The sequence below is a fragment of the Vibrio sp. EA2 genome, from assembly GCF_033042495.1.
GTDB lineage: Bacteria > Pseudomonadota > Gammaproteobacteria > Enterobacterales > Vibrionaceae > Vibrio.
On the sequence record NZ_JAWLID010000008.1, the window covers coordinates 164,559 to 190,575 of the forward strand.

21 protein-coding genes are annotated in these 26,017 nt (G+C 45.8%); 16 read left to right on the forward strand and 5 right to left on the reverse strand.

The window, feature by feature from the left end:
• Positions 1–46 precede the first annotated feature (46 nt).
• The 4 genes from RXX31_RS16785 to RXX31_RS16800 are packed head-to-tail and all read right to left on the reverse strand — an operon-like array spanning position 47 to position 4,416.
• Positions 47–895, reverse strand: a complete 849-nt coding sequence (locus RXX31_RS16785) for a sugar phosphate isomerase/epimerase (protein ID WP_317590764.1) — start codon at positions 893–895, stop codon at positions 47–49.
• Between the two features lie 4 nt (positions 896–899).
• The gene (locus tag RXX31_RS16790) at positions 900–1,964 is read right to left on the reverse strand and encodes a sugar phosphate isomerase/epimerase (RefSeq protein ID WP_317590766.1); all 1,065 of its coding nucleotides are present in this window, start codon (positions 1,962–1,964) and stop codon (positions 900–902) included.
• A 23-nt stretch (positions 1,965–1,987) separates the two neighbouring features.
• Positions 1,988–3,232: an MFS transporter gene (locus RXX31_RS16795; RefSeq protein ID WP_317590768.1), complete on the reverse strand. Its 1,245-nt coding sequence runs from the start codon at positions 3,230–3,232 to the stop codon at positions 1,988–1,990.
• Positions 3,233–3,282: 50 nt separating this feature from the next.
• Positions 3,283–4,416 (reverse strand): Gfo/Idh/MocA family oxidoreductase, encoded by a 1,134-nt coding sequence (locus RXX31_RS16800; RefSeq protein ID WP_317590769.1) that lies wholly within the window; start codon positions 4,414–4,416, stop codon positions 3,283–3,285.
• Between the two features lie 236 nt (positions 4,417–4,652).
• Between RXX31_RS16800 and RXX31_RS16805 the strand changes: the two genes are divergently transcribed.
• From RXX31_RS16805 to RXX31_RS16820, 4 genes are all read left to right on the forward strand, one after another.
• Positions 4,653–5,639, forward strand: coding sequence for a LacI family DNA-binding transcriptional regulator (locus RXX31_RS16805; RefSeq protein WP_317590771.1), 987 nt, complete (start codon positions 4,653–4,655; stop codon positions 5,637–5,639).
• Between the two features lie 189 nt (positions 5,640–5,828).
• Positions 5,829–6,800 (forward strand): glucokinase, encoded by a 972-nt coding sequence (gene glk / locus RXX31_RS16810; RefSeq protein ID WP_317590773.1) that lies wholly within the window; start codon positions 5,829–5,831, stop codon positions 6,798–6,800.
• A gap of 136 nt (positions 6,801–6,936) precedes the next feature.
• Positions 6,937–7,383 (forward strand): MarR family transcriptional regulator, encoded by a 447-nt coding sequence (locus RXX31_RS16815; RefSeq protein ID WP_317590774.1) that lies wholly within the window; start codon positions 6,937–6,939, stop codon positions 7,381–7,383.
• Between the two features lie 96 nt (positions 7,384–7,479).
• Positions 7,480–8,220: an SDR family NAD(P)-dependent oxidoreductase gene (locus RXX31_RS16820; protein WP_317590775.1), complete on the forward strand. Its 741-nt coding sequence runs from the start codon at positions 7,480–7,482 to the stop codon at positions 8,218–8,220.
• 84 nt (positions 8,221–8,304) lie between these two features.
• Here RXX31_RS16820 and RXX31_RS16825 read toward each other — a convergent pair whose 3' ends face one another.
• The gene (locus RXX31_RS16825; RefSeq protein ID WP_317590776.1) at positions 8,305–9,504 is read right to left on the reverse strand and encodes an MFS transporter; all 1,200 of its coding nucleotides are present in this window, start codon (positions 9,502–9,504) and stop codon (positions 8,305–8,307) included.
• 625 nt (positions 9,505–10,129) lie between these two features.
• Here RXX31_RS16825 and RXX31_RS16830 point away from each other — a divergent pair.
• The 12 genes from RXX31_RS16830 (at position 10,130) to RXX31_RS16885 (ending at position 26,006) form a co-directional block, all read left to right on the forward strand.
• A complete protein-coding gene (locus RXX31_RS16830) occupies positions 10,130–11,272 on the forward strand; it encodes an iron-containing alcohol dehydrogenase (RefSeq protein WP_317590777.1) in 1,143 nt (380 codons plus the stop codon).
• A 474-nt stretch (positions 11,273–11,746) separates the two neighbouring features.
• A complete protein-coding gene (locus RXX31_RS16835) occupies positions 11,747–12,856 on the forward strand; it encodes an alpha/beta fold hydrolase (protein WP_317590778.1) in 1,110 nt (369 codons plus the stop codon).
• A gap of 705 nt (positions 12,857–13,561) precedes the next feature.
• The gene (locus RXX31_RS16840) at positions 13,562–14,698 is read left to right on the forward strand and encodes a GlxA family transcriptional regulator (RefSeq protein WP_317590779.1); all 1,137 of its coding nucleotides are present in this window, start codon (positions 13,562–13,564) and stop codon (positions 14,696–14,698) included.
• Between the two features lie 174 nt (positions 14,699–14,872).
• The gene (locus RXX31_RS16845; protein ID WP_317590781.1) at positions 14,873–15,850 is read left to right on the forward strand and encodes a dipeptidase; all 978 of its coding nucleotides are present in this window, start codon (positions 14,873–14,875) and stop codon (positions 15,848–15,850) included.
• A 69-nt stretch (positions 15,851–15,919) separates the two neighbouring features.
• A complete protein-coding gene (locus RXX31_RS16850) occupies positions 15,920–16,453 on the forward strand; it encodes a DUF5943 domain-containing protein (RefSeq protein WP_317590782.1) in 534 nt (177 codons plus the stop codon).
• A gap of 82 nt (positions 16,454–16,535) precedes the next feature.
• Complete coding sequence (gene dgcA / locus RXX31_RS16855) at positions 16,536–18,599, forward strand: dimethylglycine demethylation protein DgcA (protein ID WP_317590783.1); 2,064 nt, start codon at positions 16,536–16,538, stop codon at positions 18,597–18,599.
• Positions 18,600–18,608: 9 nt separating this feature from the next.
• Positions 18,609–20,564, forward strand: a complete 1,956-nt coding sequence (locus tag RXX31_RS16860) for a (Fe-S)-binding protein (RefSeq protein WP_317590784.1) — start codon at positions 18,609–18,611, stop codon at positions 20,562–20,564.
• Between the two features lie 9 nt (positions 20,565–20,573).
• Entirely contained in the window at positions 20,574–21,812 is a 1,239-nt protein-coding gene (locus tag RXX31_RS16865; protein ID WP_317590785.1) for an electron transfer flavoprotein subunit alpha/FixB family protein, read from the forward strand.
• Positions 21,802–22,596, forward strand: coding sequence for an electron transfer flavoprotein subunit beta (locus tag RXX31_RS16870; protein WP_317590786.1), 795 nt, complete (start codon positions 21,802–21,804; stop codon positions 22,594–22,596). The genes RXX31_RS16865 and RXX31_RS16870 overlap by 11 nt, the downstream gene beginning before the upstream one ends.
• 246 nt (positions 22,597–22,842) lie before the next feature.
• Complete coding sequence (locus RXX31_RS16875; RefSeq protein ID WP_317590788.1) at positions 22,843–24,450, forward strand: BCCT family transporter; 1,608 nt, start codon at positions 22,843–22,845, stop codon at positions 24,448–24,450.
• 122 nt (positions 24,451–24,572) lie between these two features.
• Positions 24,573–24,815, forward strand: a complete 243-nt coding sequence (locus RXX31_RS16880) for a hypothetical protein (protein ID WP_317590790.1) — start codon at positions 24,573–24,575, stop codon at positions 24,813–24,815.
• A 555-nt stretch (positions 24,816–25,370) separates the two neighbouring features.
• Complete coding sequence (locus RXX31_RS16885; protein WP_317590792.1) at positions 25,371–26,006, forward strand: Crp/Fnr family transcriptional regulator; 636 nt, start codon at positions 25,371–25,373, stop codon at positions 26,004–26,006.
• The last annotated feature ends 11 nt before the right edge of the window (positions 26,007–26,017 follow it).

Genomic DNA, 26,017 nt, shown 5'->3' on the forward strand with positions numbered 1-26,017 from the left:
CAAAAGCGGCGCTAAAATTAGCGCCGCTTTCAGTTGGGTCGGAAGATTAATGACCTTGATCTAAATGCTCAGTCAGATACTGATTCGCTTTGCTGATGATCGCTTCTGCGTCTGCAGGCATGTCGTGTTCTACAACATACCATTGGACGTTCGCTTTCTGCGCCACTGGCAGTACTTCATCCCATGCCATGATGCCGTCACCAATAACCGTAAAGTTACGTTCGTTATCATGCGTGCCTATTCCGGAGTTATCTTTAGCATGAATGCTGAAAATACGCTTTTTCCATTTCTTGATCAGTTTTGCCGGGTCTTGACCGCCACGAGAAACCCAAGCTGCGTCTAGTTCCAGTTTTAGGTTGTCCGCGTGACTGCCTTCCAAAATCCACTCGAGTGCAAGCTTACCTTCGTACTTTTTCATTTCGAAATCGTGGTTGTGGTAAGCCAGTTGCATACCGTTTTCTCGCAGTGTTTTACCGATTGCGTCAAGCTCTTGACCGAGCGCTTTCCAGCCTTGCGCCGAAGTAGGGCGATCTTCCGCCGCAAGCCACGGCATGATGATCACCTGATTGTCGATAGACTGGTTAAAGCTGATAACGGTATTAAGGTCGTTGCGTAACGCCGATAACTGAACGTGAGCGCCCATCGCGTCTAGCTGGTACAAGTCCAGCAAACGATTAAGCTCAAAGCTGTCTACACCTTGAGTGCCAACCAGTTCGACGGCATGAAACCCAGTTTTCTGCGCCAAAGAAAATTGCTCTTCCAGGGTACCTACATCTCTTAAGGTATACATTTGCAGTGCAATATCATCCTGGTGTTTGGCATGCGCCATAACCAGTGATGAGGACAGTAAACCTAATGTGAGTGCGCCAGTCTTAACCCAGTTTTTCAGTTTCATTAATTCAGTCTTCCTTGTCTAAGCCCATCAGGCTGCGGTTTAGATTTTTTTCTTGTGTACCCGACGCGAAGTCATCAAACGCTTTTTCGGTACGATTAATTAAGTGCTGCTGGATAAAAGGAGCACCCTCAGCTGCACCTTGTTCCGAGTCTTTAAGGCAGCATTCCCATTCCAGTACCGCCCAACCAGAAAATCCATATTGGGTCAGCTTGCTGAAGATTTGCACGAAGTCGATCTGACCATCGCCCAATGAGCGGAATCGTCCTGCACGATCAACCCAGCTTGCGTAGCCGCCATAAACGCCTTGCGAAGCACTGGCGCGGAATTCGGCATCTTTAACATGGAAGGCTTTGATACGCTCATGGTAATGATCGATGAAGCCTAAGTAGTCCATGCCTTGCAGTAGCATATGGCTTGGGTCGTACAGAATGTTGGCGCGCGGATGGTAGTTAACGCTCTCTAGGAAACGCTCGAAACTGGTGCCATCGAACAGATCTTCACCCGGATGGAGCTCATAACAGACATCAACACCAGCCGCGTCAAATGCATCCAGAATTGGAAGCCAGCGTGCTGCTAGCTCCGCAAATCCTTCTTCAACCAAGCCTTGTGGACGCTGTGGCCATGGGTAAACGTATGGCCACAGTAGCGAACCAGAAAACGTCGCATGCGCGGTCAGACCAAGGTTGGCAGAAGCTTGAGCTGCCAACATGAGTTGTTGCGTTGCCCACTCAGAGCGAGCCGTAGCATCACCACGCACCGACTCTGGAGCGAACTGGTCCATCAAGGGCTCATAGGCAGGATGAACTGCCAGAAGCTGACCTTGAATGTGAGTAGAAAGTTCACTGATTTGCAGACCAAACTCAGCAAGAGTCAGTTCAATTTGCTTACAGTAGTCTTTATCTGTTGCCGCTTTTTCCAGATCGAAGATCTCAGGATTCAGCGTTGGCATTTGCAGCGCCTTATAGCCCTTGTCTGCAGCCCATTTTGCCAGCCCTTCAAGTGTGTTGAATGGTGCCTGATCAGAAATGAACTGCGCGAGGAAAATAGCAGGACCTTTAATTTGTTGCATAATCAATTACCTTAAAATTTAAATTAGGCGTTTGCAGTTTGCGTTGAAGTCGAGCGCTTCTCTTTGAAGAACAGGATGAATAGCAGTGCTACGCCAGCCGCGAACATTGCTGGAATCCACCAGAAGCTTGCCCAGTTATCAGGTGTTAACTGATTTGCGCCTTGTAAGAATTCGTTGTAAACCATGCCGGCGATTTGCGCGCCAACCAGCATACCGACACCGTAAGTCACCAAAACAAGTAGACCTTGCGCCTGGCCGCGGTTGCTATCGTTACATTGTTTATCAATGTAGATTTGGCCTGTAACAAAGAAGAAGTCGTAACATACACCGTGTAGAGCGATACCTGCCATGATCATCCAAACCACTGAGTCAGGAGCGCTGATCGCGAATAATGCATAGCGAAGAACCCAAGCACCCATACCAACAACCAGCATCCATTTCACGCCCAGACGACGGAAGAAGAATGGCATCAGTAGCATAAATCCAAGTTCAGAAACCTGACCTAGTGTTTGAATACCAGCGATATTCGCCATGTCCATAGAACTTAGGAAAAGCTGAGTAAAGTTGTAGTACGCTGCCAGTGGGATACAAATTAGGAACGAAGCCAGCATGAAGACAAAGAATGCTGGGCTTGCTAGCTGTTTAAATACGTTGATGCCGGCAATTTCGCTGAATGACGTTTTTGTTCCTTTTGCTGCAGGTTGTGTGTCAGGTAGCATGAAGCTAAAGATACCAAGGATCACACTTGCCGTTGCTGCTGTGTAAAGTGGCATTGCTGTTTGCTCTGCGGCTACGCCGAACACACCGCTTAATCCAAAGCTGATAAACAGACCTGCAATGATCCAACCAATGGTACCGAACACACGGATCGTCGGGAATTGCTTCTCCTGGTCTTCGATGTTTCTAAATGCCAAAGAGTTAGACAAGCCTAATGTCGGCATATAAGCCAAGTTATAAGCCAACAGTACCACTATAAACAGGGTTGGATTCTCAATGGTTTGAGGGGCTGCGAATAAAAACGCGGCGCCTAAAAGGTGTAGCGTGCCTAAAACTTTTTGCGTGGCGAAATATTTATCAGCAATCAGACCAATGAAAAATGGTGCAATAACCGCCGCCAGCGGGTTAACCGTGTACGGCCAGTGAGTCAGGTCACTCATGCCTACCTGAGACATGTAGACCGCGATAGAGGTGTACCACGCCCCCCAGATGAAGAATTGCAAAAACATCATGGCGCGCAAGCGAGGAACAATAAAATTGTTGTTTTTCATAATATTATCCATTTATTGAAGTAGGGGTGTTTCACATATTGGTATTACTTTTAGTCGATAGTCACCCAGCGTCTTTCTTTGCTTGAAGTCAGAGCGGCATCGATAAGTTTGGCGGCACGAAGACCGTCATCAAAAGTCGGTAAACCTTCAGGCTTTTGGCCGAGTAAGGTGTCATAGAAATCGCTGATGAATGCGTCGAAACAGTGGCTGTAGCCTTGTGCATGACCAGCAGGGGTCAATGACAAGCGTTTTTGTTCAGCACTGCCTTGGGTCGGATCGCGAACCAGCAAAGTGCGCGAGTCACGTCGACCAACCCATAGTTGCTCAGGCGTTTCCTGGTCAAATTCAAGGCTGGCATTACTGCCATCAATTTCAAACCAAAGGCGGTTTTTACGACCTGCAGAGACCTGGCTAACTGTTAGTGTTGCCGGTGTGCTTTTATCGGTAATTAAAAGTAAGTTAGCGATGTCTTCAGTGGTTACTGCTGCACTCTCACTTGCTCCTTCAGTTTCAGTACGCTCGCTGAACGTCTCAGTTGCGTTGGTTGAACGCTCTTTCTGCGCAGTATGGAAATGGCTAGTTAAATCTGTGAATCGCTCACCCGTTACCCATTCTACTAAGTCACACCAGTGGCTACCGATATCGGCAAATGCGCGTGATGCACCGCCTTGTTTCGGGTCAACACGCCAGTTGTTATCTGTTTGTTCAAGTAACCAATCTTGCAGGTAGCTGCCGTGAATTAAGTGAAGTAGGCCAATTTCACCGCTTGCAATGCGCGCTTTAGCTTCACGCACCATCGGATGGTAGCGGTAAACGAATGGCACACCTGTGATTAGATCTTTCTCTTGCGCCAACTGTTGAAGCTCAATGGCGTCTTCTAAATTAGTGGCTAATGGCTTTTCACAAATAACATGTTTTCCTGCCTCAAGTGCTTGTTTAGCCATTGGGTGATGGAAACGGTTTGGAGTGCAGATGTGCAGTACGTCTACTTGTTCACTTTGTAACGCTTGCTCTAAGTCGTCGAATACCATCACGCCCCATTTCTCTGCGACCGCTTGAGCTTGTTCTGGGTTGGCATCTACTAATCCAAGTACGTTCACTCCTGCAGTTTTTAGAGATCGGAAATGCACATGGGCAATCATTCCTGTCCCTACGATGACTGCATTAATACTTGATTTACTCATTCTACGCTCCGCTTGTGTTTCGTTGTGTAACATTACATTTCATTACATAAAGCTATATCAAAATGGATTGTTGGCTAAATAATTCCTGAATTTTCTGCTTGTTTTTATGTCTTGAATCACAAACTAAAAGTACTTTGAGAGTTAGATCACGGTGGGGTATTCACTCGAAAACATAGAGTGAGAAAGCATTACGTGTTACATTTGTTTCATTGCGTTTTATATAGGTATGAAAATCTATGCGTCCATCTGTCGCTGATGTGGCTAAATATGCTGGTGTATCCACAGCAACGGTTTCGAGGGTACTTAATGACAGCCAGTCGATTCGTCCACACACCCGTGAAAAGGTAAAACAAGCCATTGAAGCTTTGGGCTACCAGTTACCGGAGAGTAATCCTGTTATGAAATTAAACGGGACAAAACTCGTGATGGTACTTGTGCCTAACATTGAGAACCCTTTTTATAGCGGTATCGTAAATGGCATTGAAGCTGCTGCTAGAGAGCACAACTTTTCCGTCATTCTGACCAATACCGAAGGGGATGGATGGGAAGAACTTAAGTATCTGGACATGTTGGAGCAGAAGCAAGTTGCTGGCGTTATTAGCCTAGATCCAATGACTGCGCAGTTAGAGTTACCTGAGCGTATTGTTCACTTGCCTTGGGTTGCTTGCTCGGAATATGTTCCAGATTCGCAGGTTGCTTACGTGAGTATTGACCATAAACAAGCGGCTGAAGATGCGGTTTTATACCTTGTATCTAAAGGGCATAAACGCATTGCGTTAGTGAACTCTGATGAACGTTATATCTACGCTCAACAGCGTCGAGAAGGCTTTATCAGTGCCATAGAATCATCAGGATTAACCATCGAAGACGGTTACGTTCAGTCGATGGGCGGCATTGATTATCCTCTGGGTGAGTTAGCGGCACGACGCCTGTTGACGTTACCATCACCACCAACCGCTATTTTTGCCGTTTCAGATATGCTGGCGATTGGCGTTATGAAAGCGCTGTTCCGAATGGGTAAAGCGGTTCCTCAAGATGTTGCTGTGGTTGGTTTCGATGATATTCCAATTTCAGATATGTTTGAGCCATCACTCACCACGATCCAGCAGCCAACATTCGAAATGGGTCAGGCGGCAATGAAAATGCTGACTCAACGTATTGAAGGCAATACTGCAACATCGAAAATCATCCACCATTCTCTGATGGTAAGACATTCAGCCTAACCTACCTGCTTCCCTCTGCTATATTTAATTGCAATTATTACGTCGCAACGCTCACGATTCCGGATTGTTGAGCGTTGACGAACTTACGTTTTGTATGTAACGTTTCATGTCGTTACATTTTTGTGTTATGAGTGCGTTTATCGCCAATAAATACACGTGATTGTTTTTGAGTATTATTAAGGAGAAGTAATGTCGGAACAGTATGCCTTGGTTGGGGATATCGGGGGGACCAACGCTCGTTTAGCACTTTGTGAGTTAGCGACAGGGGCGATCAGCGATATCGTGACTTACCCTGCTGCCGAATATGAAACGCTGGAAATCGTGATTCGCAAATACCTTGAGCGTCATGACTCCCAAATTTCATCGGCCTGTATAGCAATTGCTTGTCCCGTAACCGGGGATTGGGTGTCCATGACTAACCATCATTGGGAGTTCTCGATTCAGGAACTAAAATCCCAACTCAACCTTCAGGTTTTAGAAGTCATTAACGATTTCACAGCGGTTTCCTTTGCTATTCCAAGTTTAAAACCTGAGGACAGAGTTCAAATTGGTGGTGGCGAGCCAATCGCAAATAAACCAATTGCGGTTTACGGAGCGGGGACGGGGCTTGGTGTTGCTCAGTTAATCCATGGTGGAAACCTTTGGCACAGTGTACCGGGAGAAGGTGGACATGTTGACTTGGCTGCTTGTACTCCAGAAGAAGACGATTTGATCGTTTACCTACGTAACAAGTTCGGTCGTGTGTCTGCGGAACGCTGTTTGTCTGGCCAAGGTATCCGAAACATATACGACTTTGTTGTGTCACACCGTGGTGCCGAGCCTGAAGATTACACTCCGGCAAAGATTACAGAGAAAGCACTTAAATCTGAATGCAAGGATTGTGAGCGCGCACTCTATCTGTTTTGCATTTTGATGGGGCGTTTTGGCGGTAATCTTGCTCTGACCAATGGTTCATTTGGTGGTGTGTATATTGCTGGTGGTATTGTTCCTAAAGTTCAAGACCTATTCATCAAGTCTGGCTTTCGAGTGGCTTTTGAAGATAAAGGCCGTTTTAAAGAGTACCTTCAATCTATCCCTGTATTCTTGATCACTCATTCCGATCCTGGGCTGCTTGGTGCGGGCACCTACATCAGACAATCTTTAAATATCTCTATTGATTAATAGTTAACGTAGCCCGAATCTAAAAACTGGATTCGGGTTATTCGTCCCAGACTACCAAGAACTAAATGCTAATCATTGACAACTGACTACATAGTTGTGTATACAACCAATATAGACACAACGACAGAGATCAAAAGTGAGCAACTACAGTCATCAGCAGTCACTAGGACATTTGACCGGCCTAGCCAGTCGCCTTTTTAACCGTTTATTGACGATGCGCTTTAAGCAAGCCGGCATCGATATGACCGCGGAGCAGTGGGGAGTGATTCTGGTGCTGAAAAACAGTGAACCGATGACTCAAAGTCAGATCAGCGAGCTTTTGTACCTTGAGAAATCCAGCGTCAGTCGTTCTATTGATGGACTTGAGAAACGTGGATGGATTGAGCGTCAGCGCTCTCCTCATGATAGTCGCAGTAAGATCGTTATTCTGACGGAGAAATCGCTTGGTGTTGTTGAACAGTGTGAAGCGATCGCAACGAGTGTTTTACAGGATGCTCAACAGGGTATTGAAGATGCGGACCTTCAAAAAACGAAACAAAATTTATCGACAGTGATTACCAGTTTAAGACAGCTGAATCGCTGAAAGCTTACTTAGATCGATAAAAGTAATGTGAGACAGCCACAAAACGCTGTCATTACCAAGCAACTTCACAAATAAGTAATTTCAAAAGGAATCAACATGACAAAACGTAATGCATTAGTGACAGGTGGTGCGCGTGGTATTGGCGCAGCAACAGCAAAAGCGTTGGCGGAAGATGGCTATCGTGTATTCATTAACTATGTGAATAGCTCAGCCGTTGCAGAGCAATTAGCTGAAGAGATCCGTAGTAAGGGTGGCGAGGCATACACGATTCAAGCTGATGTGCGTGATGATGCAAAGATCGAAGCGATGTTTGCAAAAGTGGAAGAGCATGGTGGTGTTGATGTCTTAGTTTCCAATGCCAACATGAACTTTACCGCTAAGCCATTTATCGAGCAGAGCTGGGATGAGTTTGCACAAAAACTGAATGATGAAATGCACGCGGCCTATCAGACAGCTCAGCTGGCAGCGAAAAGTATGAAAGAAAAGCAGTTTGGTCGTTTAGTCTTTATTTCTAGTACCTTATCAGAAGTTCCTGCCCCGAACTTTATCGCTCACGGTACAGCGAAAGGCGCGCTAGATAGCTTTAATAAATATCTGGCTCAAGAGCTTGGTCCACTGGGTATCACATCGAACATTGTGGCTCCAGGCCTAGTTGAAACAGACGCAACGAAAGATGCGCCAGCCGAATTCAAAGAGATGATCCGCTCATTTACTCCAACACAACGCGTAGCGACACCTGAAGATGTGGCCAACACAGTGCGTTATCTTGCGAGTGAAGCGAGTTCCCACATTACAGGAACCTATAACCCAGTATGTGGTGGTGCGTACATCCAGTAATCTGCTGCGCAATGATGAATACGAAAAAGCGAGCGGTTTTTCCGCTCGCTTTTTTTATCTTAAAGGTAGGTTAAGAAACTATTTTTAAGATGTTTCACCTGCCGTTTCTTTTTGGTTACTCGTCATACGGCTAAATAATAGGACGACTGAGCCAAATAGAGCCAAGACGCCGTAGCCGCAGGCTATCTGTAGCAGAGTAAATTGATCTGAAAGCTGACCCGAAATAAGTGTCGGTAGTGCGGCACCAATATAAGACGTTGCGTAAATCACGGAAAAGACATTTGCCCGTTCGTGTGGTAATAGTCCAGAAACCATTGTCCCGATACTCCCGGTTAACACCAGACCCTGAGCGATACCCGCACAAATACTGGCAGCCAGGAAGGCACTCAAAATTCCTTGTTGCAGAGCCAGCAAGATGCCTCCCACAAACACGGTAAATGAAAGCATACCCGCAAACTGAGCTTTTGATGGTGTCATCCGGCCAGCAATAGAAGCGCCAATAGAACTTGGTGCCATAATCGAAGCGAAAACCAATGCTGCTGCTACCGCACTCTGAGAATGCAATTGTTCATGCGCCATTGCGGGGCCAAAGGCCTGAAAGAATCCACCCAATGCCCAGGTACAGACAAAGGTGCACGCGGCCAACGGAAACGCTTTTTTAGCAGAAGGCGGCAGTGTGAAATTTGGTTTTAGTGACGACAGAGCACCTGGCTTGCGTTTCATTGTTTCCTGACTTTTGATCACCAACACCATGCAGCACGCAATTAAACAGAAAGCGATACCGAAAGGTAATAAACGCGGGTAAGGCGCATACTCGATCAAAAAGCCCGAGCCGACACCACCAAAGGTAAGGCCGGTCATTGGCCCGCAACTGATTACGGCCGGAGGAATCCATGACGGAACGGAAGGGGCGTGATCAACCAGCCACGAAGCCAGGGCTGTCGACGCTAATCCACAAGCAAGGCCTTGCAATAAGCGTCCCAAAATAAGTGGTGCTGCACTATGTACATTGACGAATACAACTACGGATAGTGCTGCCAGTAATAACGAGATAACGGAAACGGTCTTTCGTCCCCAATGGTTAGATAAGCGACCAAATAGCACCAGCGCAGTTACTGCACCGATAAAGTAGACCACTGAGCTTAACGACAGCTCAAGATAGCTCACATTGTCTTGAAGCTGGTAAGCACCATAAAGCGGGATGGGAACTGCGGAAGTGACATAGGTCACCATCAGAGACAGTGAAGCTCCCACAAAAGAAAATCGATTAACGTTTTTTTGCACGGGAATATCCTTTCGACAACTTAGATCATCTAAGCCAATGTCGTATGACGAGATAATAGAGTGGCGGTCAGTCTGACCATCAGGTTAATTGTAAGGGGGATGTGTCGATATGCTGTTGCCCGATCTTCCGCAAATCTTGCCAGAAAATGCCTAATCGTTGTGCCCGTTAAAACACTGAAGTGTCAATTGGTACGACAGAATAGTATCTCTCAATTTGTGAACTTCGGCTCTCTAACCTTAAAAAAATCTCCTTTCTGAAGGGATAGTAGGCAAAAAAGCAAAGTTTTTTGGAGTAAAAAAACGCTTTAATAACCTTATAAAGCAAATGGGTAAATCGAATTGAAGGTTAGAACCAATTAGGCCAACGAGTGTCCGGTGTAATGGTTAACATCCCCGCAGATTGTGCAGGCAAAAGTTACGTGCTCCTAAAGGTCGCTGCTGCTTGCACAGTTTACTTCTTCCTTATTTGCATAACGAACATAACACAGGTTCTTAGTGCTTTTGGTTATACCGAGGTAGTCAATACAAGCAGCTACCTGGAATGTGCCTCGCTCAGAACCTAAAGGTGAGTCCAAAGAAAACCTGACCATCTTAAACAAGATTTTAACTTATAAGGATAAAGACGATGAGTGTATTTAAACTGGCGTTTCCTAAAATCAACTACTCTGGTGTAGGTGCAATTGAAGCTTTAGTCGAGCGATTAGCGACTGAACACGGCGCGGAAAAAGGCTTACTTATCTGTGACCCAATGCTTGTTGAGTTGGGGTTTGCTGACAAACTACTTTCAAGTTCGTTAGATCTTACTTTGTTCAAAGATGTAAGACCGAACCCGGATACCGACACAGTGAAAAATGCGTATGACATGTATGTGACTTCTGGTGCGCAATACATTATCGGTTTTGGTGGTGGCAGTTCGATTGATACGGCAAAAGCGATCAAGATCCTATCCGCAAACCCAGGACCAATCGCCGCTTATAACGGTGTCGAGAAAGTAGAGCGCTTGGGTGCTCCGCTTTACGCGATTAATACCACTGCGGGTACGGCTGCAGAAGTCACCAGTAACGCGGTTATTACGGACACAGCAACGCATGTAAAACACGTCATTATCTCAGATAAAATTATTCCAGAAATTTCAGTCAATGACGCCAGTGTTATGTTGGGTATTCCTAAATCCACGACAGCTGCGACTGGTATTGATGCGTTGACTCACGCACTGGAGTCATACGTCTCTGTTGGTGCACATAAACTCACCGATTACATTTCTCTGGAAGCGATACAAACTATTGCAGAGAGCCTTCCAGCAGCGGTGGATGATGGCACCGATATCAATGCACGTGAAATGATGGCTTATGGTCAGTTTATTGCTGGTCTTTCTTTCAACAGTGCAGGCTTGGGTATGGTTCACGCCATGGCTCACCCTGCTGGTGCACACAAAGATTTGCCTCACGGCGTATGTAACGCAATCTTGTTACCTATCGTGAGTGAATTTAACCGTCCACACCGTGTAGAAAAGTTTGCCAAGGTTGCTGAAGTCCTGGGCGTAGATACCTCTGACATGACAGCGGAACAGGCAAGTTTGGCTGCAATTGACGCACTTCATGTGCTGAACCGTCGAGTAGGCATTCCGGCTGGTTTTGGTGAACTGGGTGTTACTGAAGAGGATATCTTGAGTTGGGTCGATGACGCATTAGCCGATCCATGTGCTGGTGGTAACCCTAGCCCGATGACCAAAGAACAGGTGATTGAGCTATATATGAAGGCTTTATAATACCAACACAATTGTCATTTCATTCTGAACAAGCCTAGTCAATGTTTGACTAGGCTTGTTTGTTTTCTACTGCTAGAAAAAGCCTAAGAATAAAATCAGGCAATGGACAATGTCATGATGACGGATGTGATACTGAGTGATTACTGTTTTCACATGTTGAAATATCTCTTTACATATCAACGGTTAGTGTCTTGTTTTTCTTGGTAAAATTGTGGATTTTGATAGCGGAATACAGCTGTTCACCTGAGTTATGGCTATTAACTTGGAAGATTGTGCAAGGAATTCGTAGTATTCGGATAACGGTAAATTGGTGACTTGTCGCATTATAAATAGCAGAAACGTCGTTAGGAGGAGGACGCTCTTAAACGATGTACGTTCTTAAGCTAGTCATGTTGTCTCAGGTTGGGGATGGCTAATTTAAGTAATTACCACAACTGAGATGACAAGCTTATCAGGCTTACTAGGAGAAACTAGATGAACAAACACAACGATACCAACGACAATATCCTCCGTGAGGATTTACCAGACGCTAGTCGCCGAAATGCAATGAAAATGGCAGGCGCAGGCGCGGTTGCTTTAGGCGTTGGTGCGCTTTCAGGAGGCCAGGCTATGGCAAGCACGACATTAGAACTAGGTGATAGCTGGGATAAAACGTTCGCCAAAAGCGACAAGGTTGATCATAAAAAAGTGACGTTCAAAAACCGTTACGGTATTACACTTGCCGCTGATCTGTATCAGCCAAAAGAAAGTACTGGCAAGTTAGCTGCGATCGTTCTTAGCGGACCATTTGGTGCAGTAAAAGAGCAGGCATCTGGTTTGTATGCACAAACAATGGCAGAGCGTGGATTCATTACGCTAGCATTTGATCCGTCATACACAGGTGAGAGCGGTGGTGAGCCACGTAATGTTGCTTCTCCGGATATCAATACCGAAGATTTCAGTGCTGCAGTCGACTTTATCGGTTTGCTGGAAAATGTTGATCGTGAACGTATTGGTGTCATCGGCATTTGTGGTTGGGGCGGCATGGCATTAAGTGCCGTCGCAATTGACAAACGTGTTAAAGCGGTTGTTGCCAGCACTATGTACGATATGACACGTGTTATGTCTAAAGGCTACAACGACAGTGTCACACTTGAACAACGTACGCAGGGCCTTGAGCAATTAGGTCAACAACGTTGGAAAGATGCAGAAAATGGTAAGCCTGCTTATGGTCCTGTCTCACTTGAGTTAGAGGGTGGTGAACCACAATTTGTTGTCGAATATGCGGCTTACTACAAGGATCCGCAACGTGGTTTCCATCCAAGTGCAATTAACTCAAACGCGTCTTGGACAATCACAACGCCACTGTCGTTTATGAACCTGCCGATCTTAACGTACATTGCAGAAATATCCCCACGCCCTGTTCTGCTTATTCATGGTGAAAAAGCACACTCACGTTACTTCAGTGAAACCGCTTATGAAGCCGCTGCCGAGCCGAAGGAGTTGATGATCATTCCTGACGCAACCCATACCGATCTTTACGATCAGATGGACGTCATTCCGTTCGACAAAATGGAAGGCTTCTTTAAGGAACACTTAGCTTAAAGAACAAGTCATTCCACATTACGTAAGCCAAGATATTGAGGTGACGTTGATAACACCGAACTTTAACAATATCGAGGTTACGAACCAGTGAAACACCCCCTAAAAGAAGCCAACATCGCTTGATCACAGATGTTGGCTTCTTTGTTTATGTGCTCGATAGAGTTATATCCCGTGATGCAAGAAATATTTTTGTTATGATGGCTATTTATGTGTGCCGATTCACTGAATTACCATTTTATTATCTGATATGTTACGAGCGTGTAACGTTTAAAACAATTAGTTTACCGTGCTGTTGTGCCAATACATTTACGGATTTTTCTAGATTTATCATTGTTTTAAATGGAACCGAATAATTGCTCTAAGCCTTTAAATTGTATGGTTTTTATTGGATCAATATTTTTAATTGTTTGTTTAATTTTGCATCGTTTTGGTGCGTAAGCTTGTAGTCAGTTGGTGAGAAGCATCCTGAGGGTGTAACGGAGACAAAAAGATGCTTCGGCTTACCAAAAAAATAAGCTAATTATTCAAGTGGATATATTGATGCTTGTAGTTTTAAACTTGATGTTGCAAGAATATGCGCTGTGTTTAAGTACACAGGCATAGTTATTGCTTAGACAAAAGTGCTCGATTCGGTGTGCTAAGCCAAAACAAAAAATAGCTAGCACTACCGGTTAATAATAAATCTCCTTTACATTGGAGTGCGCTATGTCAGTCTCAATAAATCAGTTCGATGGCTCGTCGAACAAGGAAGTAAACCGTATTGGTTTTTTGTTGTTAGATAATTTTACTATGCTCGCGTTTTCATCAGCGGTGGAACCGATGCGCATGGCAAACCAACTGACAGGAAAAGAACTGTATGATTGGTATGTGATATCAGAAGATGGTGATTACGTTGAAGCAAGCGACGGTATTACCATCAAGCCAGATTGCTCAATGGCAGATGCCCCCCAATTAGATACATTGATTGTAGTGGGTGGTGTGAATATCACACGCAGTTTTACGCGCAAACAAGTGACTTGGTTGCAGTCTTTAGCTCGCAAACATGTTGGTCTAGGTGGTGTATGTACAGGGGCTTATGTGTTAGCAGAAGCGGGGCTACTTGACGGATACCAGTGCAGTGTACACTGGGAGTGTCTTGCTACGCTTCAGGAGCGTCATCCTCGTGTTAATTGCCTCAACCACTTGTTTGTTATTGACCGTGATCGAATGACTTGCAGTGGTGGCTCAGTACCGTTAGACATGATGATTACTATGATTCAGAAGGACTATGGTCGAGAGCTTGGCTCAAGCATTTCTGAAATGTTCATTTGTGACAATATTCGTGGCGAAAGTGATACGCAGCGTATTCCACTTAAGCATACGATTGGCACGGCTCAGCCGAAGCTAGTTGAAGCTATTATTTTAATGGAAGCGAATATCGAAGAGACGATTGAACTCGATGAATTAGCCGTTTACGTAGGGTTATCTCGTCGTCAGTTAGAGCGTCTGTTCCAGAAGTATTTGCAATGCTCGCCATCAAAATACTACCTCAAGCTAAGATTAAACCGTGCGCGACAGTTGTTACGACAAACATCGATGTCGATTATCGAAATCGCGACGGCATGTGGTTTTGTCTCTTCACCGCACTTTAGTAAGTGTTACCGTGTACACATTGGTATTTCACCGAAAGCAGAAAGGTTAGGAACCCATTCCGCAGCGGTGGCAAATGTGAGTGTCGCTCCTCCGGCGTTAGACAATGATACCATCGTTGATTTAATGCAGTTTAATACGACGCCACTGCGTTCATCGAAAGTGTTATTCGAAGCGCAGCATGAACCGACTTACGGCTCCATTTCGATCTAATCCGTTTAGTTTTAAAAAAGACCGCCATCCAACAGGATGGCGGTTTTTTTTGGTTTGCGTTTTGTCGTTTAACGTTACGCAAAAGGTATTTGGAATGCCGTTTTTAGAACACTTTTAATCGGCCGTAATACCTATTCTGGACACTAACGAGGAAAGGGAAGAATAGGTATAAAAATGAACGCAACGGACTTGCATGATGATTCGATAGTGATTGATGGCCTGGTTATCGCTAAGTGGGATCGAGCACTTTTTGAAGACATGCGTAAAGGCGGCATCACTGCTGCAAACTGTACAGTTTCAGTTTGGGAAGGCTTTCAGAATACGGTAAACAATATCGTTGAAATGAATAACCTTCTTGAAGAAAACAATGATTTGGTGCTTAAAGTTCGCACGACTGACGACATCCGCAAAGCGAAGCAGCAGGGTAAAACTGGCGTCATGATGGGCTTTCAAAATGCGCATGCATTTGAAGACCAGCTTGGCTATGTGCAAGTTTTCAAAGACCTTGGCGTTGGCGTTGTTCAGATGTGTTACAACACTCAAAACCTAGTTGGTACCGGTTGTTATGAGCGCGATGGTGGCTTATCTGGTTTCGGCCATGAGATTGTCGCGGAAATGAATAAAGTTGGCGTTATGTGTGACTTATCACACGTGGGCGCTAAGACTTCTAAAGAAGTGATCCTGGCTTCTGAAAAACCGGTTTGTTACTCACACTGTTTGCCTAGCGGCTTAAAAGATCACCCACGTAATAAATCCGATGAAGATCTGAAATTTATCGCAGACCATGGTGGTTTTGTTGGTGTAACAATGTTCGCACCTTTTCTTAAAAACGGCATTCATTCAACGATTGATGACTACGTTGAAGCGATCGCTTACATCTTCAACTTAGTCGGTGAAGACCAAATTGGTATCGGCACAGACTTCACACAAGGTCATGGTCAGCCGTTTTTCGAGTGGCTAACACACGATAAAGGTTATGCGCGTCGACTAACCAACTTTGGTGAAATCATTAACCCTGAAGGCATTCGTACTTTAGGTGAGTTTCCGAATTTAACAGAAGCGTTGTTGCGCCACGGTTTCACTGAAACTCAAGTCCGTAAAATCATGGGCGAAAACTGGCTACGCGTATTAGGCGAAGTCTGGGGTGAATAACCGCAGCGTCACACATAAAAATATAAATATATAACGAGTTAGTTAATTGTATAAAAGGAAGAATACGATATGAGTACACACGCACCTGAAATGCCAATCTTGGTCGATGACGAAACAGGGGTTTGGACAACGGATGCCTTACCAATGTTGTATGTACCGCGTCACTTTTTTGTAAATAACCATATGGGTATTGAAGAAGAGATCGGTGCGGAGCGTTACGCAGACATTCTGTACAAAGCTGGCTACAAGTCTGCTTACTACTGGTGTGAAAAAGAAGCCGAAGAACACGGTCTTTCCGGCGATGCCGTTTTTGAACACTACATGAAGCGCTTATCTCAACGTGGCTGGGGTTTCTTTGTCACTGAGCACCTTGATATTGAGAAAGGTGAAGCGCGAGTTCGCTTGGAAAATTCATGTTTCGTATACCAGTACGGAAAAGTTAACCGCAAAGTGGATTACATGTTTACAGGCTGGTTCGCTGGCGCAGTCGACCAAATTGCTGAGAGCCTAGGTCTGTCAGTAAAAACCAAAGCAGTACAAACACAAAGTGCTGCTGAGGAAGGGTGCGATTACGGCGTCTTCGAAGTAACACCAATCGGCTAAACACCAACATCCATCCATTTGTAAGTCAGTCAAGGAAGACAGCCTTGCTTGTTCACAAGCGAGGCTGGTACAGGGGTAAATCATGTCTCAGTTCGATATTCTATTCCAACCATTAAAAATTAACAAAACGACCATTCGTAACCGTGTTGTCAGTACTGCACACGCAGAAGTTTATGCCACAGACGGTGGTATGACGACCGATCGCTACGTAAAATACTACGAAGAAAAAGCCAAAGGTGGCTGTGGTCTGTGTATCTGTGGCGGTTCAAGTGTGGTTTCAATTGACAGCCCGCAAAGCTGGTGGAGCTCAGTTAACCTTTCAACCGATCGCATCATTCCTCATTTCCAGAATCTAGCCGATGCTGTGCATAAGCATGGCGGCAAAATCATGATCCAGATTACTCACATGGGTCGTCGTTCTCGTTGGGATGGTGAGCATTGGCCAAACCTAATGTCTCCTTCTGGTGTACGTGAGCCGGTTCACCGCGCAACATGTAAAACGATCGAAGAAGAAGAAATCTGGCGCATCATCGACGACTTCGCGAAAGCGGCAGTTCGTGCTAAAGAAGGTGGCCTGGACGGCGTTGAGCTTTCAGCCGTTCACCAGCACATGATCGACCAATTCTGGTCTCCACGTGTTAACAAGCGTACTGACCAATGGGGTGGAAGCTTTGAAAACCGCATGCGCTTTGGTATGGAAGTACTAAAAGCGGTACGTGAAGCGGTTGGTCCTGACTTTGTTGTCGGTATGCGTATTACGGGTGATGAGTTCCATCCTGATGGTTTGAACCATGACGACATGAAAGAAATCGCGGCGTACTACGATGCAACTAAGATGGTCGATTACTTCGGCGTTGTTGGTTCTGGTTGTGATACGCACAACACCCTAGCAAACGTTATCCCTAACATGAGCTACCCGCCAGAGCCATTCCTTCACTTGGCTGCTGGTATTAAAGAAGTGGTTTCAGTGCCGGTTATCCACGCGCAAAACATCAAAGATCCAAATCAGGCTAAGCGTATTCTTGAAGCGGGTTACGTTGATTTTGTTGGTATGACTCGTGCGCACATTGCGGATCCACATTTGATCACCAAAATCAAACTGGGACAAACCGACCAAATTCGCCAATGTGTTGGTGCGAACTACTGTATCGACCGTCAGTACATGGGTCTGGATGTATTGTGTATCCAAAACGCAGCGACATCCCGTGAGCACATGGGTATGCCTCACCTGATCGAAAAAACAACCGGACCTGTGCGTAAAGTTGTTGTGATTGGTGGTGGCCCTGGTGGTATGGAAGCTGCTCGAGTTGCAGCAGAACGTGGTCATAAGGTCACTCTGGTTGAAAAAGCGAGCGAGCTAGGCGGACAAATCACCATCGCAGCGAAAGCTCCGCAACGTGACCAGATGGCTGGTATCACACGTTGGTTGGCAATGGAACTAGACCGTCTTGGCGTTGAAGTTATCCTAGAGACTGCCGCTAACGCGGACATGATTCGTGAGCTTAAACCTGACGTTTGTATCCTTGCAACTGGTGGTACGCCATTCATCGAGCAGAACCCTGACTGGGGCGCAGAAGAAGGGTTGGTTGTGTCTTCTTGGGATATCCTCAACGGCACAGTTGAACCAGGTAAGAATGTTCTTGTTTACGACACTATCTGTGAATTCTCGGGTATGTCGGCGGCAGATTACCTGACTTCTAAAGGCTCACAAGTTGAACTGGTTACTGATGATATCAAACCAGGTGTTGGTATCGGTGGTACGACTTTCCCAACTTACTACCGTAGTCTGTACGAGAAAGAAGTTATCATGACTTCAGACCTTGCTCTGCTGAAAGTGTACCGTGAAGGTGACAACCTGATCGCTCTCCTAGAGAACGAATACACGGGTGCGAAAGAAGAGCGCGTTGTTGACCAGGTAGTGGTAGAAAACGGTATTCGTCCAAGTGAAGAGCTTTACTACGAGTTGAAAGCTGAGTCAGTAAACAAAGGTCAAATTGACGTTGAAACCTTATTTGCATCACAGGCGCAGCCAGTCCTATCTCAAGACAATGACGGCATGATCCTATGGCGTTTGGGTGACTGTGTTTCACAACGTAATACTCACGCTGCACTCTACGACGCACTACGTCTATGTAAAGATCTGTAAGGGGGGCTTATGTTCCTAGAGTCACTACTTCCTATCTTACTTATAACAGCCGGAGCCCTGGCTGTTATAGGGATGCTCCGCCGCATTATGATGTGGCGGAGAGGGCAAGCTGAAAGTGTTGCCTTATTTGCAGGGTTAGCGGCTATGCCGCGTCGATACCTCGTGGACTTGCACCACGTAGTAGCGCGCGACAAAGTGATGTCTAACACGCACGTTGCAACGGCTGGTGGCTTCGTCCTTTCCGTTGTGCTCATTTTCGCGGTTCACGTGTTTAACCTAGAGCCGCAAATCTTATCTTGGGTATTGCTTGGTTCACTTGGTTTAATGTTTTGCGGCGCATTGTTTGTCGCAAAACGTCGACTAAACCCGCCATCGCGCCTGTCTAAAGGCCCTTGGATGAGACTGCCGAAAAGCTTGATCATGTTCTCGGTAAGTTTCTTCCTTGTGACACTGCCAGCAACTCAGTTAGTTGGTGATGTGTTTAACGTGGTTGCTGCGGTTGTCCTACTGGCTGCTATCGTATGGGGTGTCGGTGAGATGTTCCTTGGTATGGGCTGGGGCGGACCGATGAAGCACGCCTTTGCTGGTGCATTGCACTTAGCATTTCACCGTCGCCCTGAGCGTTTTGGTGGCGGCCGTTCGACGGGTTTAAAACCAGTAGATCTTGATGCTAAAAAACTGGGCGTTGAAAACCCAAGCGATTTTAAATGGAATCAGCTGTTAGGCTTTGATGCTTGTGTTCAATGTGGTCGTTGTGAAGCGGTGTGTCCGGCATTTGCTGCGGGTCAGCCTCTTAACCCTAAGAAGCTTATCCAGGACATGGTTGTGGGACTAGCTGGTGGTACGGATGAAAAGTACGCTGGTAGCCCATATCCAGGTAAAGAAACCGGTTGTGCAAAAGGCGACCCACACAAACCAATCGTTGGTGGTGTTCTAAACGCAGAAACACTATGGTCATGTACGACTTGCCGCGCTTGTGTAGAAGAGTGTCCGATGATGATCGAACACGTCGATGCGATTGTTGATATGCGCCGCTTCTTAACACTTGAAAAAGGCGAAACACCAAACAAAGGTGCGGAAGTACTGGAAAATATCATCTTCACTGACAACCCGAATGGTCATAACCCGAACAAACGTTCTAACTGGGCTGCAGACCAAGATCTTAAACTGATGTCAGAAGTGAAACGTGCTGACGTTCTGTTTTGGGTTTCTGATGGTGCATTTGATATGCGTAGCCAGCGTATTCTTAAGTCAATGGTGCAAATCCTCAAAGCAGCCAAGATTGACGTTGCTATCTTGGGTGATGAAGAACTGGACTGTGGTGACGTTGCACGCCGATTAGGTGACGACGTAACTTATCAGCGTTTAGCGAAACGTAACATCCAAACGTTGATGAAGTACGATTTCGACTGCATCGTGACAACCGATCCGCATGCATTCCACTGCTTGAAGAACGAATACCCGGACTTCTACCCTGAGAATGAAAAACCGACTTACCAAGTTTGGCACCATACCACCTTTATCAACCAGTTAGTTGAAAAAGGGTTGATCGGTCTGAAACAATTGAATGTTGGTAAAGTGACGTACCACGACCCTTGTTACCTGGGGCGTTACAACGGTGAATATGATTCTCCACGTTCAGTGCTCAAACAGCTAGGTGTTGAAATCGCTGAAATGGAACGCTCAGGTTTCCGCTCACGTTGTTGTGGCGGTGGTGGTGCGGCTCCTATTACCGATATCCCTGGCGAACGCCGTATAGCAGACATGCGTATGGACGATATTCGCGAAACAGGTGCAGATCTAGTGGCGGTAGGTTGTCAGCAATGTACTGCAATGCTTGAGGGTGTTGTTGAACCAAGACCAGAGGTGAAAGATATCGCTGAGCTTGTGGCTGACATGCTGATTGAGATTAACGATGACCAGGTGGACGTATGGACGCCAGAGTCTGAAACCGTCGGTGTGTAGGAGAAGATCATGGGAGAATTTATTTTACGCCGTGACCCTCGTGTCGAGTGGATTAGACGCAATAGGCTACACCCACAGCATGAAAGCCTGATGGTACAGCCAATTGAAGAGATTGGACCAAACGGCTTAACCAGACGTTACCCACATCGTGTCGGCTTTATTGGGCCAAATGGCATTAAACGTATCGACCGTCTGAACAATAATGCGGCAACCTCGATGATGGGTGCTCGTCAAGGTAGTCAGGCAGCGGTTGAACTGCCACTGCACAAGGTTGAGTCACCAGACTTTTACATTGTGGTTGTGCCAGATATGCCGGGTGGTCGTTTGAGCAGCCATGACAAAGATGTTTTAGGTCAAGCTCATCAACTTGTGAAACAGTCTGAAGGCGAAGGCGCGGTAATGGCCGTTGTCTTCGGGACTCACAAAGAAGAGCAGTTTGACCTTGCTGGTGTAGACCGTTTAATCGCTATCCCGGATGAAGTGTTTGATCACTACAGTCCTGAGCAACGAGCTGAAGTTTTAGCGAGTATTGAAGCGCAGTATGCGCCGAAGCACTGGCTATTCCCGGATAGTATCCAGGGTGGATTTGAGATTGGTGCTCGTCTATCGGCAGCCATTGGTGAGCGTCCTGCGACCCAAGCATGGCAAGTTGACAGTGAGCAAGCGGTATGCAGAGCGTCTGGTGGTCGTCATGACATCAAACGTGATACGCCACGAGTGCTGCTATTGGCTGAAGAGTGTGCGCTTCCTATTGATGAAACCAGACACGAAGTGTTGTCGGTTGAGTTTGAAGGTACATTTAATCTTGAATCTCGTATCGAAGATCTTGGTCCAGTCGCGGTGGATCCTCAGGCAATACCACTTACCGAGGCAGAGTTTATTCTGTCTGCAGGTAACGGTATTCATGATTGGGATAAATTCCACGAAGCGGCCAATGTATTGGGGGCAACCGAAGGTGCGAGCCGCGTAGCGGTGGATGATGGCTTTATGCCTCGTGACCGTCAGGTTGGTGCTACCGGTAGCTGGGTGACCGCTCGAGTCTACGTTGCTGTTGGTATCTCAGGCGCTATCCAACACCTACAAGGTATTGGTGCTTGTGAGAAAGTCATCGCAGTCAACACGGATGCGGGTTGTGACATGGTCAAACGCGCTGATTTGAGTGTGATAGCTGATAGTAATGAGTTTTTAAGAGAATTAATTACTCTTATTCAACTCCATCAATCAAAGGAGCTGAAGGATGCCGCATAATCAAACCGATACACTACGTGTCAGTACGCTAGTCTCCATTGGTGCGCATCCGGATACAGGACGTGCGCGCCGTTCAGCGACCGATGCACGTGCCGTGGAACTGGCGATGAACTTAGAGGGTTGTGAGTTAGAGGTACTTCACGCAGGCAACCCTCAGGATCCTGCTCTGGCGTACTACAGCGGGATGGGCCTTTCGCAAATTCGCGTTTTGTCGCAGGATGAACAGGACGATGCGGTCAACACATTGTCTTCGTACTTTAAGGATGACATGCCCGATATCGTACTGACCGGTATGCGCAGCGAGAATGGTGAATCTTCAGGTACGTTACCTTTCTTTTTGGCACAAGCGTTAGATTGTCCGATTGTTATGGGCGTCGCGGAAATTCTGTCTGTCGAAAATGGTACAGCGCGAGTGCTACAAGCGTTACCACGAGGACAACGCAGAGCGATTAATGTTTCTCTTCCATTTGTTGCTAGTGTCGATTTTGCCGCTCAAGAGCCACGACAAAGTGCTTTTGGCCGAGCTCGTCGATGTGAAGTCGTCGCTGAAGAGGTCGACGGTAAACAGCTAGACAAAGAAAGAATGAGTTGGGAAGTCAGCATCGCTAAGCCGAAAGCAAAACGCTTGAAAGTAGTAAAAGCCAAAAGCGCAGCTGATCGCTTTAAAGCGGCGACAGCAAAAGCAGAATCGACTGGTGGTAAGGTGCTTAAAGATCAACCTGTTAGCGAAATGGCTCAGGTGGTATTTGACTTACTTCTAGAAGAAGGGGTGGTAAGTAAATAAATAGGGCGTGTTGACCATAGCGGTTAACACGCCCTAAAAACATTTGTTTTATTTGTCAGGAATTCAACGTATTGAACCACGTTCAATACGTGAATATATCCACGTTCATGGTACCGACAATTTACGGAAAATTTCGCTACCTGACGTGATTAACCAACAACAAAAAACGATTCAGAGAAAGGAATTACTGAAACGACTTATATGTTAATCACTAAAAATATATGTTAATCACTAAAGAGGGATCGCATGAAAAGCATAGTGAGTAGCCGAAGAAGATTTAAATCTGATCATACTGCTAAATATGAGACAGATTACTGTGCAGGGCAAGATAACGTCAAAATTTGGGGGATGGATATACACAACCCAGTTTTCGGTATCAGTGCCAGTTTAATTTTATTGTTCATCATTTTGACGCTAATTTTTCCTGAAGGCGCAAAAGATGCACTTATGGCGGCTCGAACTTGGTCAATTACTAATTTTGACTGGTTCTTTATTGTAGGATGTAACTTATTTGTCGCGTTCTGTTTAATACTGCTGGTTTCACCACTGGGTAAAATTCGCTTAGGTGGGTTAAACGCGGTACCAGAATTTTCCACACTCTCATGGTTTAGTATGCTATTTGCCGCTGGCATGGGTATAGGCCTAATGTTCTGGAGTGTGGCTGAACCTGTTGCTTACTACACCGATTGGTACGGTACGCCGCTGAATGTGGAAGCAAGTACCGAAGAAGCCAGAAAAATGGCATTGAGTGCGACTATTTACCACTGGGGTTTACACCCTTGGGCTATTTATGCCGTCGTTGGCTTAGCCTTAGCATTTTTTGCTCATAACAAAGGCCTACCACTCACTATCCGTTCTGCTTTTTTCCCAATTCTTGGTGAGCGTTGCTGGGGGCCTATCGGTAACTTCATCGACATTCTTGCCGTTCTCGCTACCATCTTTGGCCTTGCTACGTCTCTGGGCTTTGGCGCGCAACAAGCTGCCGGTGGTCTCAGCCATCTGTTCGGTATCTCAAGTGGTATTACTACTCAAATTGCCTTTGTGGCTGTTGTCACGGGTATCGCTGTCATCTCAGTTGCACGAGGACTGGATGGGGGTGTGAAGATATTGAGTAACATAAACATGCTCATCGCGGCAGGTTTAGTTGCTCTTCTTGTTGTGATTGGACCGACTCTCTCTATTTTTTCTACGTTTGGTGATATCGCGCTAGGCTACGCTGATAACTTCGTGCCACTTTCAAATTGGATTGGACGTGAAGATTCGGACTGGTTCCATGGCTGGACGGTATTCTACTGGGCTTGGTGGGTATCTTGGTCACCATTCGTCGGTATGTTTATCGCACGCGTATCAAAAGGACGTACTGTTCGTGAGTTTGTAACTGCTGTATTACTCATTCCAACCTTAGTCACTATGGTTTGGCTAAGTGTGATGGGTGGCACTGCGATGGAGCAGGCTACAACTGGTGTCGGTGAGCTGGCAAATGGTATCAGTGATGTGTCTCTGGCAATGTTCCAGATGTTTGAAAACTTGCCATTCTCCACGTTATTGTCAGTGGTTGGTATCTTGCTTGTACTGGTTTTCTTTGTGACATCGTCAGACTCAGGCTCATTGGTTATTGATAGTATCACCGCAGGTGGTAAAGAAGATGTGCCAGTTGGGCAACGTATCTTCTGGGCAATTGTTGAAGGCTTTATCGCTATTGCACTGCTCCTTGGTGGTGGTTCAGAAGCATTAACAGCATTGCAAGCTGGCGCGATAACGACTGGTCTGCCTTTCACCTTGGTACTGGTATTGATGTGCTGGAGCTTGTACAAAGGGTTGCAATCAGAAAGCCACCTTTACCGTAAAGCATAATTGCTACGCAGCTAACATTTTTGGCTGTGTGAAAGAGAAATAGATCACAGCCATTTTTTGAATCGTCTATTTTAGACTCGTTGGGGGAGGGATTCCCCCTTACTTGGTAGGAGAATGTAGTTATGATGCACGTAGATCTTGTAGATATGGATGACTTTATTACTGATCTCAACCAACTTGGTATTGAGTGTACAAGTGCAGATGTGGATAGCGTAAAAAGCAGTATTGATGAGTGGCTACAAGGAGTCGATAGTACACAACGTGATCGGTTTTCGAAGCTCTTGTTCTGCATTGAAGAGAAAGGGATCTTGTTACCAGATATTGAAAATGTCGTTCGGTGGGGCGCTCAGCAATTACCGCGATAAGGCTGATCTCTATCACTTGTGCGTAGTTTAAATGCAAAAGGATAGTTTAATTATTGAAAACGGAAAATTTTAGAGCTGGTGTTATCCAGTTAACAAATATATCAGAGGGTCGGGTAGTGGAAGCCATTCGCCTTGAGTAGTGGTTATTACACTGTCTGACACCTCTGTGAATAAAATAGATGACACAACCTACGCAGTTGTTGCGTCATATCGCCTTAGCATTACTTGCACTCGTACCTTCCCCTTATCCTCTTCTAAATTCAATTTTCCTACCTTCATTACGTAATTTATTACCTGTCATTTGAATTTCTTAATGAACGAATCGCTCTTTAATCTTGCACTCACTCATTACAACCGTTGCAAAACGAATAATAGACAAGCATAAAGTGTCGTAAACCTGACAACCCGTGCGCATGCCTTTATAAATCAATATATTAGCTTTGGCCTGGATTTTGCTGAGTCACTTGTTTACGTAATGTCGTCCACTCTATAAGTGTTTCTAACCGTCGGTTATTAGATGACATATGTATTCAGATGATAGTTGAGGTGATAACTATGAAATGTTTGGCTCATAGTACAGAGGTCGATGGTGATATTAATAGTCTCGTCTATGGGTTTCACTCCCGACATTTAAAAAGTGGTGAGTTGCTCAGTTATCCTCAGGACGGTGATAACCGTGTTTTTTATCTATCCAGCGGACGCTTAAAAGTGTTTCTTTCTTATGGTGATAAAATTTTCACCCTAGCAATTCTTAACCGGGGTGATATCTACTGCACCCATACCCGCGCATTTGTGGAGGCGATGGAAGAATCAGAAGTGAAAAGTTGTGATTTGCAGACGTTCTCTCATCAAATGCATCAGCATCCACAGCTGATGGGAGCAATGACCCGGGTGCTATCCACCACGCTATCCGGTTGTTTCGACACAATTGAAAATCTGGCTTTTCGTGATGTAAAAGCACGGTTTGCCGGATTTTTACTGGGTCAGATGCCGCAGGAACAGATGGCCAAAAATGAGGTCTTAATTACCTTACCGTTGACAACGGAGCAATTGGCTCAGGTGATTGGGACTTCACGCCAGACAATATCAAGCTTAATTTCTGAGTGGCAAGCGCAAGGCATGATAAAAAGAGCGGGGCGTGGGAAATTACTGGTTCATTCGCCTAAACAGCTTGAAAGACTCGCCAACTGAAAAAATTGTCC

Coding starts and splice junctions, on each gene's coding strand:
- RXX31_RS16785 (WP_317590764.1), bottom strand. CDS start 895: ATGAAACTGAAAAACTGGGTTAAGACTGGCGCACTCACATTAGGTTTA.
- RXX31_RS16790 (WP_317590766.1), bottom strand. CDS start 1,964: ATGCAACAAATTAAAGGTCCTGCTATTTTCCTCGCGCAGTTCATTTCT.
- RXX31_RS16795 (WP_317590768.1), bottom strand. CDS start 3,232: ATGAAAAACAACAATTTTATTGTTCCTCGCTTGCGCGCCATGATGTTT.
- RXX31_RS16800 (WP_317590769.1), bottom strand. CDS start 4,416: ATGAGTAAATCAAGTATTAATGCAGTCATCGTAGGGACAGGAATGATT.
- RXX31_RS16805 (WP_317590771.1), top strand. CDS start 4,653: ATGCGTCCATCTGTCGCTGATGTGGCTAAATATGCTGGTGTATCCACA.
- glk (WP_317590773.1), top strand. CDS start 5,829: ATGTCGGAACAGTATGCCTTGGTTGGGGATATCGGGGGGACCAACGCT.
- RXX31_RS16820 (WP_317590775.1), top strand. CDS start 7,480: ATGACAAAACGTAATGCATTAGTGACAGGTGGTGCGCGTGGTATTGGC.
- RXX31_RS16830 (WP_317590777.1), top strand. CDS start 10,130: ATGAGTGTATTTAAACTGGCGTTTCCTAAAATCAACTACTCTGGTGTA.
- RXX31_RS16835 (WP_317590778.1), top strand. CDS start 11,747: ATGAACAAACACAACGATACCAACGACAATATCCTCCGTGAGGATTTA.
- RXX31_RS16840 (WP_317590779.1), top strand. CDS start 13,562: ATGTCAGTCTCAATAAATCAGTTCGATGGCTCGTCGAACAAGGAAGTA.
- RXX31_RS16845 (WP_317590781.1), top strand. CDS start 14,873: ATGAACGCAACGGACTTGCATGATGATTCGATAGTGATTGATGGCCTG.
- RXX31_RS16850 (WP_317590782.1), top strand. CDS start 15,920: ATGAGTACACACGCACCTGAAATGCCAATCTTGGTCGATGACGAAACA.
- dgcA (WP_317590783.1), top strand. CDS start 16,536: ATGTCTCAGTTCGATATTCTATTCCAACCATTAAAAATTAACAAAACG.
- RXX31_RS16860 (WP_317590784.1), top strand. CDS start 18,609: ATGTTCCTAGAGTCACTACTTCCTATCTTACTTATAACAGCCGGAGCC.
- RXX31_RS16865 (WP_317590785.1), top strand. CDS start 20,574: ATGGGAGAATTTATTTTACGCCGTGACCCTCGTGTCGAGTGGATTAGA.
- RXX31_RS16870 (WP_317590786.1), top strand. CDS start 21,802: ATGCCGCATAATCAAACCGATACACTACGTGTCAGTACGCTAGTCTCC.
- RXX31_RS16875 (WP_317590788.1), top strand. CDS start 22,843: ATGAAAAGCATAGTGAGTAGCCGAAGAAGATTTAAATCTGATCATACT.
- RXX31_RS16880 (WP_317590790.1), top strand. CDS start 24,573: ATGATGCACGTAGATCTTGTAGATATGGATGACTTTATTACTGATCTC.
- RXX31_RS16885 (WP_317590792.1), top strand. CDS start 25,371: ATGAAATGTTTGGCTCATAGTACAGAGGTCGATGGTGATATTAATAGT.